General features: G+C 64.3%; 8 protein-coding genes. 1 reads left to right on the plus strand and 7 read right to left on the minus strand.

Annotated elements, in window-relative coordinates; translation table 11 throughout:
* Positions 1–62: 62 nt before the first annotated feature.
* The 6 genes from pgm to E6B08_RS16300 all read right to left on the minus strand — a co-directional run bounded on the left by pgm (position 63) and on the right by E6B08_RS16300 (position 9,976).
* Complete coding sequence (gene pgm / locus E6B08_RS16275; RefSeq protein WP_136914987.1) at positions 63–1,700, minus strand: phosphoglucomutase (alpha-D-glucose-1,6-bisphosphate-dependent); 1,638 nt, start codon at positions 1,698–1,700, stop codon at positions 63–65.
* A 108-nt stretch (positions 1,701–1,808) separates the two neighbouring features.
* The gene (locus tag E6B08_RS16280) at positions 1,809–4,070 is read right to left on the minus strand and encodes an ATP-dependent DNA helicase (RefSeq protein WP_136914988.1); all 2,262 of its coding nucleotides are present in this window, start codon (positions 4,068–4,070) and stop codon (positions 1,809–1,811) included.
* The gene (locus E6B08_RS16285) at positions 4,067–5,716 is read right to left on the minus strand and encodes a VRR-NUC domain-containing protein (protein WP_136914989.1); all 1,650 of its coding nucleotides are present in this window, start codon (positions 5,714–5,716) and stop codon (positions 4,067–4,069) included. The genes E6B08_RS16280 and E6B08_RS16285 overlap by 4 nt, the downstream gene beginning before the upstream one ends.
* Before the next feature lie 86 nt (positions 5,717–5,802).
* Complete coding sequence (locus tag E6B08_RS16290) at positions 5,803–7,152, minus strand: aminotransferase class I/II-fold pyridoxal phosphate-dependent enzyme (protein ID WP_136914990.1); 1,350 nt, start codon at positions 7,150–7,152, stop codon at positions 5,803–5,805.
* Positions 7,152–8,510: a hypothetical protein gene (locus tag E6B08_RS16295; protein ID WP_136914991.1), complete on the minus strand. Its 1,359-nt coding sequence runs from the start codon at positions 8,508–8,510 to the stop codon at positions 7,152–7,154. The genes E6B08_RS16290 and E6B08_RS16295 overlap by 1 nt, the downstream gene beginning before the upstream one ends.
* Before the next feature lie 443 nt (positions 8,511–8,953).
* Positions 8,954–9,976 carry a zinc-dependent alcohol dehydrogenase family protein gene (locus E6B08_RS16300; RefSeq protein WP_136914992.1) on the minus strand — a complete coding sequence of 341 codons (1,023 nt, stop codon included), beginning with the start codon at positions 9,974–9,976 and terminating at the stop codon, positions 8,954–8,956.
* A 199-nt stretch (positions 9,977–10,175) separates the two neighbouring features.
* On the opposite strand from E6B08_RS16300, the gene E6B08_RS16305 reads away from it, so the two are divergent.
* Positions 10,176–11,090, plus strand: coding sequence for a LysR family transcriptional regulator (locus tag E6B08_RS16305; protein ID WP_136914993.1), 915 nt, complete (start codon positions 10,176–10,178; stop codon positions 11,088–11,090).
* A gap of 120 nt (positions 11,091–11,210) precedes the next feature.
* Here E6B08_RS16305 and E6B08_RS16310 read toward each other — a convergent pair whose 3' ends face one another.
* Positions 11,211–12,455, minus strand: a complete 1,245-nt coding sequence (locus E6B08_RS16310) for an OprD family porin (protein ID WP_136914994.1) — start codon at positions 12,453–12,455, stop codon at positions 11,211–11,213.
* Between the last annotated feature and the right edge of the window lie 33 nt (positions 12,456–12,488).

The following is a 12,488-nucleotide window of genomic DNA, read 5'->3' on the forward strand; positions in this document are numbered from 1 at the left end:
TGTGGCGAGCGGCCTTTTTTGTACGCAACGGTAGGAGCCCGCTTGCCGGGGCCCAGCGTCGATCAGGCGATCGCCGCGTCTACCAGCACCTGGGCTTCTTCCACCAGACGCTGCAGGTGCGCCTCGTCGACGAAGCTTTCGGCGTAGATCTTGTAGATGTCTTCGGTCCCTGATGGCCGCGCGGCGAACCAGCCGTTGGCGGTCATGACCTTCAGCCCGCCGATCGCCTGGCCATTACCCGGCGCGTGACTGAGGATCTGCTCGATCGGCTCGCCGGCCAGCTCCGTCGACTTGACCTGCTCGGGCGACAGCTTGCTCAGCAGCGCCTTCTGCCGTGCATCGGCCTTGGCCTCTACCCGAGTGGCGTACGGCTTGCCCAGCGCAGCGGTGAGGTCGGCATAGGCCCGGCTCGGGTTGCGACCGGTGCGAGCGGTCATTTCCGCCGCCAGCAAGGCCGGGATCAGACCGTCCTTGTCGGTGGCCCAGACCGAGCCGTCCAAACGCAGGAACGACGCCCCTGCACTCTCTTCGCCGCCAAAGCCCAACGCGCCATCGAACAGCCCTTGGGCGAAGAACTTGAAGCCTACCGGCACTTCGTAGAGTTCACGGCCCAGGCGCGCGGTGACGCGATCGATCAGACCGCTGGACACTACCGTCTTGCCCACTGCCGCGTCGCTGCGCCATTGCGGGCGATGGCGGAACAGATAATCGATGGCCACGGCCAGGTAGTTGTTCGGCTGCAACAGACCATCGGCGGTGACGATGCCGTGGCGATCGTGGTCCGGGTCGCAGGCGAACGCCACGTCGAAGCGTTCGCGCAGGCCGATCAGGCCCTGCATGGCATACGGCGAGGATGGGTCCATGCGGATCTGCCCGTCCCAGTCGACGCTCATGAAACGGAACGTCGGGTCGACCTCGGTGTTCACCACTTCCAGATTCAGCTGGTAGCGCTCGGCAATCGCCGACCAGTAGCGCACGCCAGCACCGCCCAGCGGGTCGACGCCCAGGCGCAGGTTGGCCGAGCGAATCACGTCGAAATCAATGACATTCTGCAGGTCTTCGACGTAATGGCTGACGTAGTCGTGGCGCTCGGTGGTGGATGCCTGCAACGCCTGGGCGTGATCCATGCGCCTGACGCCGTCCAGGTTGGCGGCCAGCAGTTCGTTGGCCTTGGCCTCGATCCACTTGGTCACGTCGCTGTCGGCAGGGCCACCATTGGGTGGGTTGTACTTGAAGCCGCCGCTTTGTGGCGGGTTGTGCGAAGGGGTGATGACGATACCGTCGGCCAGGCCCTGGTCACGATCCCGGTTGTAGCAGAGGATGGCGTGGGACACCGCTGGGGTCGGGGTGTACTCGTCGTCCTTGGACAACATCACCCGCACGCCGTTGGCCGCCAGCACCTCCAGCGCGCTGGCGGCAGCCGGGGCGGACAGCGCGTGGGTATCGGCGCCGATGAAGATCGGGCCGTCGATGCCCTTTTCCTGGCGATACAGGCAAATGGCCTGGGTGATGGCCAGTACATGATGTTCGTTGAAGCTCAGCTCCAGCGAACTGCCCCGGTGCCCCGAGGTGCCGAAGGCCACGCGCTGGGCCGCCACGGCGGCGTCTGGGCGGCCGGTGTAGTAAGCGGTGAGCAGGCGGGGAATATCGACCAGCACGCTGGCCGGAGCCGGCTTGCCTGCCAAAGGACTGAGCGTCATGCAAAAACCTCGAGTTCAACGGATGTGGGTGTTGGAACACGCAGTGTACTGGGAGTTTCAGCGCCATGCGATGGGGGAGCACATGGCATTTTGCCAAGCCGCCTGGGCCTATTGCGCCGCCACTTGCCACCAGCTCGGGAACATCTGCTGCACCCGCGCCTCGGCGAAGCGCTCATCGATCAGCACCAACACCCCACGGTCCTGGTCACCGCGGATCACCCGCCCCGCTGCCTGGATCACCTTGCGCACGCCCGGGTACAGGTAGGCATAGTCGAACCCAGCGCCAAACTGTCGACCCAAACGCTGCTTGAACTGCTCGTTGATCGGGTTGACCTGCGGCAGACCCAGCGTCGCCACAAAGGCGCCGATCAACCGCGTACCGGGTAAATCCACACCTTCTCCGAAGGCGCCGCCCAGCACCGCGAAGCCGACCCCCTCGCCGTCGGCGACGAAGCGCTCGAGAAAGCCCTGGCGTGCGGCTTCATCCATGCCCGGCGCCTGGGCCCAGGCGGGGATACCCGGGTATCGCTCGGCGAGCAGCGCAGCCACTTGCTGCAGGTATTCGAAACTGCTGAAAAACGCCAGGTAGTTCCCCGCCTGACGCTGGTACTGCGTGGCGATCAGCTCGACGATGGGCGCCAGCGACGCCTGGCGCTCGCGATACCGGGTCGAGACCTCGCTGGCGATACGCACCTCAAGTTGCTCGGCGCGAAACGGCGCAGCGACCTCCAGCCAGGCGGTATCGCCGGGCATGCCCAGCAGGTCGGCATAAAAGCGCCTCGGGCTGAGGGTGGCGGAGAACAGGGTCACGCTGCGCGCCGCCTGCATCCGCGGAGCCAGCAGCCGCGCCGGGTTGACGTTGCGCAGGCAGAGCGTGGCCAGGCGCCGCTTGCGCGCCCCCTCGCGCTGGCTGATATCGAACAGGAAATGCTCGTCGAACAGTTCCGCTACCCGGCTGAACTGCAACGCCTGGTAGAAAAACTGCAGCACCTGCGGGTCCACTTCAGCGGGCGTTTCGTTCAGCCGCGCCTGGATCAGGCCGAGGCACTGCTGCAATGCCCTCAAGAATGCGTCCGGCAACTGCTCGCTGGCCTGGTACGGAGCACGCTGGTCCTTGTACAGGGCGTTCCACTGCCGGTTCAACCGGTCCAGGGCGCTGACCAGTCCCTGCGGCTTGCTCTGGCGCAATGCCAGCAACTGGCCCTGGTCGAGGCTGGCGCTGTACATGCCACGACCGCGCTCGACCAGGTTATGCGCTTCGTCGACCAATACCGCCACCCGCCACTGGTTGACCTGGGACAGGCCGAACAACAGGGCGTGAGCATCGAAGTAATAGTTGTAGTCGGCCACCAGCACATCGACCCAACGGGCCATCTCCTGGCCCAGATAATACGGGCAGACCTGATGCGCCAATGCTACGTCACGCAAACTGGCGCGATCGAGCATGGGCAACTGCGCAGCGGCCTCGCGAGCGGCGGGCAGGCGGTCGTAGAAACCTCGTGCCAGTGGGCACGACTCGCCATGGCAGGCTTTATCGGGGTGCTCGCAGGCCTTGTCGCGCGCGATCAGCTCCAGCGTGCGCAACGCCGGTTGCGGCGTGGCATCGGTGATCTGGCGCAAGGCGTCCAGAGCCAGCGCCCGGCCTGGAGTCTTGGCGGTGAGGAAGAACAGTTTGTCGAGCCCCTGCGGCACCATGGCCTTGAGCAATGGAAACAGCGTGCCCAAGGTCTTGCCGATACCGGTGCTGGCCTGGGCCATCAGGCAGCGCCCGGTGCTTACTGCCTTGTACAGGGTCTCGGCCAGTTGCCGCTGGCCCTGCCGAAACTGTGCATAGGGAAAGCCCAAGGCCTGCAAGGCGACGTTGCGTTCGGCCAAGCGCTGCTCCTGGGCCCGCGCCCAACCGAGAAAGCGCTGGCACTGGGCGTGGAAGAAGCGTTCCAGTTCGGCGGCGCTGTAGGGCTCGCTGATCAGCGTCTGGGCATCGCTGTCGACGTCCAGATACACCAACGCGACCTCGATGCTCGGCAAAGCCCGCGCCTGGCACATCAACCAGGCATAGACCTTGGCCTGGGCCCAGTGCAATTGCCGGTGATTGTGTGGCTGGCGCGCCAGGTCGCCGCGGTAGGTCTTGATTTCCTCCAGGCGATTGGCGGTCGGGTCGTAGCCATCGGCACGCCCACGGACCTTCAGGCCCTGGTACTCACCTTCCAAGGTGACTTCCGCCTGATACTCCGCTCCTCGCCTGGCGACCACTCGGCGATGGCCCTCCATGCCCTCCTGGGCAGTGGGCGACGGCGTGAAACGCAGGTCGAGGTCACCGACCTTGGCGCTGAACTCGCACAGGGCGCGAACCGCCACTCTGTAGCTCATGCAGCCTCGCTCCAGCGTACATGACAGACGGCTACCGCAAGGCCCTGCTCGCGGCAGAACTCCAGCCAACGCAGTTGGTTATCCTGCAGGCGGTCGCCCGGCCCCTTGACCTCGACCATGCGGTAGGTGCCCTGCTCTGGCCAGAACTGGATCAGGTCGGGCATGCCGGCGCGGTTGTTGCGAATGTCCTGCAGCAAGCGCAGGAAGCACTGCTTGAGCTGCGCTGCCGGCAGGCAGGCCAACGCCTGTTCGAGCAAGGCCTCGCCGAGCATGGGCCAGAACACGAACGGCGATTGCAGGCCCTGCTTGGCCGCATAGCAATCGCGGATCGCCTGGCGGTAGCTACCGTCGTCCAGGCGTGCGAAGCAGGCGTCGAACAGTTCGGCGCGGCGCAGCTGGAAGTCGCTGTCGTGCAAGTCCTGGGGGGCGGCCTGGAACGGATGGAAGAATGCACCCGGCACCGGGGCGAAGATCGCTTCCCAGCACAGCAGGCCGAACAGGCTGTTCAACAGCGTGTTCTCGACGTAGTGCACCGCTGCGCCCGTTTCGGCCAAGTGCTGGCGCACCGCCTCCTCGACGCCCAGCGCGGCATGGTCCCGTGGCAACTCGAGTTCGATCAGCTCCAGTGGCGCGCTGCGACGACGGCGTTGCGGCGGCCCGCCGAGCTTGCGCACCAGGCGCGGCAGCATGCGCTCCAGCGCCTGGACTTCGAGCGCATTGGCCGGCGCGGCAGCCAGCTGCAAGGCCAGCGCATGGGCCTGCGGCCAGCGCTCGCTGCGTTCCAGCACCCGTACCTGACGTATGCGCGCCTGCGCATGGCTGCAGTCGGCATACAGCGCCAGTGCCTGATCCCACTCGCCAAGGCGCTCGCACTGCTGGCCAAGGGCGAACAGCAGGCGCGCATGGCGCCGCGCCAGCCAGGGGTTGTCACTGCGCAGACCCTGCAACGTGGCGAGGATCCGGGTGGGTGCATCACCTTGCTCGAGACGCTCGGCGCATTGGTGCAGGGCCATCGCCAGGTCGACGTCGTCACGCTGGCGCAAGGCCCGCGAATCGGCACTGAAGGTCACCTGCTCGTAGCGCAGCAGACCCAGATCGGCGAGCACGAAATCCGACCAGTCCTGGTACAGGTTGCCAAAAAACAACAGCCGCATGCGGTCGCACACATCTTGCTGATGCCATTGCACGATGGCCACGGGCAACGCCGGGAACCACTCGCCCAGGGGCCTGGCCGCCAGCTCCAGGGGTTCGAGCTGAGCCAGCAACTCACGCTTGCTGGCCCGTGGGCGGGCCAGGTAGGCGGCAAAGCAGCTGGCAAACTCGTCCTTGCGCAACAGGTGAAACAATTGCTCGAGACTCAGTTGTGCAGGCTCTGCTACCCAACCCAGTGCCAGCAAAGGCTGCAAGGCCTGCTCGGTGGCGCCGATCTCGGCGTAGGTCAGGCGGTCGAGGCGAAACAGCTCGCCCTTGCGCATGACCATGCGCACCATCAGCGCCTGGGCGGGCTGTTCGAGCAGGGCGAAGCGATGCAGGAAAGCCAGTTCCTGCTCATCGAGCAAGTCGGCATAGCGTTTTTCGACCCACATCAGTACCTGGCGAAAGTTGTGCAGGTAGTAGAACGGGTCATCGACGGAATGGGCAATCACGAGGCGAAGTCAGGTTGCAGGGCTTGGCACTGGTTATACATACAGATCGCAGGCGCTGGCAAGCGCGCTGGATCAACGGTCGAGCGCTACCCGTCGACCCTCGGGGCGATTGCCCGCGCCAAGCGTTGCAGCGCTTCGTTCAGCGGGTCGGGGTGCTCACCAAGCCAGGCCAAGGCCAGCCATTGCGAGTAACCGCCTTGCACGCTGAACCAATCACCAGGCAGCGCCTGCAGCGCCGACCCCGCCAACACCGCCTGCGCCTGGCGCACGGCCCCAGGTTCACGCATGCGTACCCAAACCAGGCCGCCACCCTCCGGCGGCTCGAACGTCAACCATTCTCCGCACAGGTTCCAGAGTTGCTGGCACAGGTAGTCCATGCGCCATTGCAGATCGCCGCGTAACCCCCTCAGGTGGGCATCGGTCTCGCCCTTGCTCAGCAGGCAGGCCAGTGCCTGTTGGCGCAGTGGGGCCAGCTCGAAAGCGCGCCGGGTGAACGCTCGGCCGGCCTCGGCATGGCGGCTGAGTACGTAGGCGTAAGGCGCCTCGGCTCCCGCCGTGGCCCACAGCGAACCCAGTATCAGCAAGCGCTGAGGATCGACCAGATCGCGCAGACGCAACTTGGGCGGCGTACTGAAACACAATTCGCTGTCCAAGTCGTTCTCCAGCAGCCACAGCGGGCGACCGGCCAACAGTTCGGCAATCGTTCGCTGCTCTTGCTGTGTCGACAACCGCCCCTGAGGCATGCCCAGGCAGGACGGCATCACGACCAGACGCACCGGCTCGTCCCTCAGCTGCCGGGCCATGGCCGCAAGGTCCAACTGCCCGTAAGCATCGGATGGCACCTCCAGCACCCGCATGCCCACCTCTTGCAATGCGTTCAGCAGCCGCCAGCAGCAGGGCGAGGCGACCAGCGCCATGGCGCCGCGCAGCCCGAGGGCTGGCAGCAGCGTTTCCAGCACCGCCCGCACGTCGGGCCCCAGGTGCACGTCCTCGGCACGCCAGGGATGCTCGCAGCATCGGGTGTAGCGCTTGGCCACGACGTTCTGAAGCTGTTCGCTTCCAGCACCCGCCGCCGCCCCCCAGCGTCGGGTTTGTTGGCGGGCCAGGCGCCGTTCGTGAGTAAGCAGGGCACGCTGCGGGAGCTTCAACGCGCTGCCCTGTGCAGGCATCCCCGACAAGGCAGCGCCAGGCCCGTCTGCAAGCTGATCATCGACGCGAAGAAAATAGCCGCTCTTGGGAACCGAGACTACCCGCCCCTCATGCTCGAGCAGAGCATAGGCAGTCTGCACCGTCCCCAGCGAGACCCGCAGCACCCGTGCCAGCGCGCGTAGCGATGGCAAGCGCAGTTGGCCGCTGCGCCGGGCATTGTCGAACTGGCTTTCGAGATAGCGGTAGACCGCCTGGTAGGCGAACTCGTCCGATGGCGAACGCCCCATCAGCGCTTGGCCTCGCCGCTCGGCCTCAGGACCAGACTCGCGTCGCGTCGCGCCAGGCTTGCCAGCAAGCGGCGCGCCCGCAGAGGCACACGACCGTCGAAGATCGCCTGTAGCGCCATGAGAGGCAAGCCACTGGTGTTGACCAGCCAGTCCTTGATCGCGTCCGGACAGGGTTGCCCTTGCAAGGCCCGCAGCAGATATGGAAGCGCCACCAGCATGTCGGGATGGCAGCAGCTGAGATACGTTTCGAGCGCCTGACCGCGGTTGACGAAGGGCCGGAACAAAAGGCAACTGCTGTGCGCTGGCTCCAGGCCATAGACGTTTGGGCCGGGTGCCAGCACAGCCGCCTGCACGACGACATCGCTGCCCTCCTCGGCCAGGCTCGGCGCTTGCTCGCTCGACGAGGCACACTGTTGCAGGAGATTCGCCAGCTGCGACAGCGCCAGGGAATCGAGGAAAGCAGCCAGTGGCGAGCCGTCCTGGGTCGTTTCGCCAGCGCATTGAAGCATGACGTCCAGTTGGCTCTCGTCACGCAGGTGCGGCAGCAGGTCATCGACGTTGATGCTGCAAAGCGGCGCCTTTTCGTCGGCGACCACGTTCACCTGCGGGTGCAACATTTCCAGTGGCGACTCGGCTATGGTGTGGAGCTGGCTCAACCCACCCAGGAGCGCCGCCAGGCACTGCTGGGCAGGTTGAGTGCCACGTGCTTCTGCCAGCCGCAGCAAGCGTCGCGCCCAGGCCAGATAGCGCAGGCGCTCACGCTTTGGCAAGGCCGTGACCAGCGCATCAGCGCGTGCCTCGCTATCGTCGATGACGCGGCACACGGCACTGGCCAGTTCCAGATGCAAGCGGCTGCCCAACAGGGCCTGGCAACCGGCCTCGCGCAGATGACCGAACAGTAGCAGCGACCGCCGGTGCATCACCCAGTCGTTGCAGTGGAACAGGGTTCGGCAATCGAACGACACTGCCTCGGCGCCTTCGATGATCTGCAATTGCACGCGGGGGTCGTCAGCCATGAACAGAGCGTTGAAACAGCGCTCGTGCTGCTGCATCACAGCGCGACTGGGGCCCGGCAGGCAGGCAATCAGCACCCGCAACTGGAACGTGCCCGGCGCACGCAGGGCGATACACAATTGGGCCGCACGCAGTACCGCCAGCAATCGCGCACTGCGCCGGTCGTTACCGTGCACCACCAGCAGGCGGAACGTGCCGATGTGCTCGGCACCCCCTGCCGAAACGAGCAAACGCTGTACCAGCAGTTGCACCGAGGCCCGCTGCGCCGGGGACATGTGCCCCATCAAACGCTCCAGTACCTGCTCGTAGATGAAAGACATGGCCTGATCGTGAGTTACTGTCACTGGGTCACCTCGCCAACTTTTTAGTTCACCCCCGCACTTGCCAGAAGACAGCGGCACAGAGCATCCAGTTAAAGAAACGTCCTACAAACTATTAGGAAGCATCCCAGAGATAAAAATCTTCTTCACATCGATATCAGCTAAACCGAGGCGGCAGAACGCTTTGCGCCGCCGCTTGGCAAACTATCACCGTGCCATTATCGAGCGTTGCAGAACGAATAAAAGATACAGATCAAAGTAAAAAAACCATGCAGTCAGCAAGGAAAGCCACCTTGCATTCAACATAAAGACCGCTCAAGTAAAAAACCTTTCCAACATATGACGCAGGTCAATTGGCGACATATAAGACTTGTAGGAACTTACACTTACGCGCTGTAGGAATTACGGACACAAAAAAGCCCAGGTCATCAACCTGGGCTTTTTCTGAACCGTGCAGCTGTCGCCGGCTACGGCTTGGCAAGGTCCAGCACGACCCGTCCGCCACAAGGGCATTCGTCCATGTAGCGATGTGCCTCGACCACTTGGCTGAAAGGGTAGACCTTGATGATCTGCGGAGTCAGCAGCTGGTCGGCGGTGAACTGGTTGATGTCGCGCAGGGCCCGGTGCAACGCCACCTGGTCCTGGATGATGCCCAGCTCCGGCTTGCCGGTGAAGTTACTCACGCAGTGCACATGGAACTGAATGTTCTTCTGGAACGCCGCGCATGCCGGGAACGGCGTCTGGTTGCCGCCTTGCAGGCCATACAGCACCAGGCTGCCACGCGGGGCCAGGACATCGCCAAGCAACGACATCTGCGGCCCGCCCATGCCATCGAGGACCATGTCCACGCCGCGTCCACCGGTGTACTTGCCGATTTGCAGCAACAGATCCTGCTCTTCGGTGACGATCACCTTGTCGGCGCCCAGCCCCAACAGGTACTCGCGCTGCTCGGGCTCCTTGGTAGCGGCGAACACGGTCAGGCCCAGGGCCTTGCCCAGTTGCACGAAGGCCGGCCCAGCGCAGTGGCTGGCATCGGTCACCAGCGCGGTCTGCCCGGACTTGGCGCGTGCCAGGTCGACATAGGCGAAGTAAGCGATCAGCAACGGCGTGTAGTGCACGCTGGCTTCGATTGGCGTAAGCAGGTCGGGATACCGGGTGATGGCCGTGCGCGGCAGCACGATGACATCGCCGTACACCGGGTGCTCGTTGGGGCTGGTGGCCGGGAAGCTGGCCACCCGATCGCCTACCGCGATGTCCTCTACGCCCTCGCCGACCGCCGTGACCACCCCGGCCATCTCATGGCCGATCCCGGCTGGCAGGCGTGCCTGGGACGGTGCCAGATTCTGCCGCCAGAGCACGTCGTACCAGCTGATGCCGATGGCCTCGACGCGGATCTGCACCTCGCCGGCAGCAGGCGTCGGTTCGGCCTGCTCCTCGAAGCGGAGCACATCGGCCGCGCCGAACTTGTGGAAACGGATGATGCGGGACATCGCATACCTCGCCTATGTGAATCTCGTATTACCACGAACTTTATCCGGGCTTTGCCCGTTAGACCATCAGCAGCCATTAATAGTCGACATGCTTATGATCGATTGGGCTCCTGAGCGTATCAATGCCCGGAAACCGGTGCAGGGTAACAGCCTTTGGCCTTAAGATTCACCCCTGCCCCACTTTAGGCGAAGCGCACCGATGAATCGAAACGACCTGCGTCGCGTAGACCTTAACCTGCTGATCGTGTTCGAAACCCTGATGCACGAGCGCAGCGTGACCCGCGCCGCCGAGAAGCTGTTCCTCGGCCAACCGGCGATCAGCGCGGCCTTGTCGCGCCTGCGCAACCTGTTCGACGACCCACTGTTCGTGCGCACGGGCCGTAGCATGGAGCCGTCGGCCCGCGCCCACGAGATCTTCGCCCTGCTGTCGCCGGCGCTGGACTCGATCTCCACTGCAGTCAGCCGCGCCGCCGAGTTCGACCCGGCCACCAGCAATGCGGTCTTTCGCATCGGCCTCTCGGACGACGCCGAGTTCGCCCTGCTGCCGCAACTCCTCAAGCGCATCCGCGCCGAAGCGCCGGGTATCGTCCTGGTGGTGCGGCGGGTCAACTACCTGTTGATGCCGACACTGCTGGCCTCGGGCGAAATCTCGGTGGGCGTGAGCTACACCAGCGACCTGCCGGCCAATGCCAAGCGCAAGGTGCTGCGGCGCAGCAAACCCAAGCTGCTGCGGGCCGACAGCATGCCGGGCAGCATCAGCCTCGATGACTTCTGCGCCCGGCCGCATGCGTTGGTGTCGTTTGCCGGGGATTTGTCCGGGTTCATCGACGAGGCGCTTGACGAGATCGGCCGCAAGCGCCATGTGGTATTGGCGGTGCCGCAGTTCAATGGCCTGGGGAGCTTGCTGGCGGGCACCGATATCCTCGCCACGGTGCCGGACTACACGGCGGATGTGCTGACCGCTGCCGGCGGTTTGCGCGCTGAAGACTTGCCGATCGAGGTGCGCAGTTTCGAGCTGCACATGGCTTGGCGGGGGGCGCAGGATAATGATCCGGCGGAGCGTTGGTTGCGGTCGCGGATACAGATGTTCTTCGGCGACCCTGACAGTCTCTAGCCGTCGTCGGCAGGCTGCTGGAGCAAGGGCAGCAGACGGGTTGAAAAAAAGGCCGGTAAAAGTCTTTACCGGCCACACCGCCAATACCCGGCGGCTACTCCTCGTACATGACCTGAGCGATCAGAACAGCGGCAATGTGTAGCTCACGATCAGCCGGTTCTCATCGATATCGCGTTGGTAATTGGAACGCAGCGCGGCGTTGCGCCACAGCACGTTGACGTTCTTCAGCGGCCCGGACTGGATGGTGTAACCCAGGTCAGTATCGCGCTCCCACTCGCGTCCTTCCCCGGCGAAGGTGGCCGGGTTGGCATGATCGGCATGGTTGTAGCGGGTAGAGAAGGTCAGCCCGGGGATGCCCAGGGCGACGAAGTCGTAGGCATAGCGCAGTTGCCAGGTGCGTTCGCCGGTTTCCATGAAGTCGGCGGCCATCATGTAGTTGGTCAGGTAGGCATCAGTGCCGATCAGGTAAGGCATGGCCGTGGAGCCGGAAAGCCCCTGATAGGCGACGCCTAGGGTATGCCCGGCCTGGCTGTAGCTGAGCAGCACGTTTAGCGTGCGGTTGTCGACCGGACCGGCCAGCGCCTCCCCCTTGTCGTCGCTGATGAAGTAGCGCGCATCCAGCGCCAGTTTGCCGGGGCCCAGCGAGGTGCTGCCGAGCAGGCCGAAATAGTGCTGGCCGTAAATCTCGTCGAGCTCGCCGTATTGGTAGCTGAGGCTCAGGTTGGGGTTGACCAAGTAGTCCACACCCCCCATGCGAAAGTCGTCAGCCTCGGGGGTGCCGCTGAATCGCCGGTTCTTGTTGACCAGGCTCATGGCCTCTGTATGGGAATAGTCACGCTTGGTAGTGCGGTCGATCTGCGCGTAGGTGAAGGTCAGGCTATCCAGCTCTTTGGAGGTCATCACACCGCCCTGGAAGGTCTGTGGCAGGATGCGCCCGGTGCTGGAGGCGATGGTCGGGTACTTGAGCAGCTGGGTGCCAATCTTCAGCTCGGTCTTCGACAGACGCGCCTTGGCGGTCAGGCCAAACTTGCTGTACTGGTCAGGGGCGCGGCCATCGTCGCCCACCGGCAGCAAGCCGGTGCCACTGCGGCCTGGGCCTGAGTCGAGCTTCAGGCCGAGCATGCCGAGGGCGTCGATGCCGAAACCGAGCGTACCGGGGGTGTAGCCGGAGCGGAAATCGAAGATAAATCCCTGGGCCCACTCCTCACGTTTGGAGATGCCGGCGTCTTCGCGGAAGTCGCGGTTGAGGTAGAAGTTCTGGGCTTTCAGGGAGGCTTGACTGTCTTCCAGGAAACCTCCAGCGTGGGCCGGGAGCGCAGCGGACAGCAGGATGGCAGCGGGCAGCGTCTTGTTGTTTTTATGCATGACAGGTCCCTTGGCCGGTTTTCGCACCGGCCA

The organism is Pseudomonas putida (genome assembly GCF_005080685.1).
GTDB lineage: Bacteria > Pseudomonadota > Gammaproteobacteria > Pseudomonadales > Pseudomonadaceae > Aquipseudomonas > Aquipseudomonas putida_V.

Coding starts and splice junctions, on each gene's coding strand:
- pgm (WP_136914987.1), bottom strand. CDS start 1,700: ATGACGCTCAGTCCTTTGGCAGGCAAGCCGGCTCCGGCCAGCGTGCTG.
- E6B08_RS16280 (WP_136914988.1), bottom strand. CDS start 4,070: ATGAGCTACAGAGTGGCGGTTCGCGCCCTGTGCGAGTTCAGCGCCAAG.
- E6B08_RS16290 (WP_136914990.1), bottom strand. CDS start 7,152: ATGGGGCGTTCGCCATCGGACGAGTTCGCCTACCAGGCGGTCTACCGC.
- E6B08_RS16300 (WP_136914992.1), bottom strand. CDS start 9,976: ATGTCCCGCATCATCCGTTTCCACAAGTTCGGCGCGGCCGATGTGCTC.
- E6B08_RS16305 (WP_136914993.1), top strand. CDS start 10,176: ATGAATCGAAACGACCTGCGTCGCGTAGACCTTAACCTGCTGATCGTG.
- E6B08_RS16310 (WP_136914994.1), bottom strand. CDS start 12,455: ATGCATAAAAACAACAAGACGCTGCCCGCTGCCATCCTGCTGTCCGCT.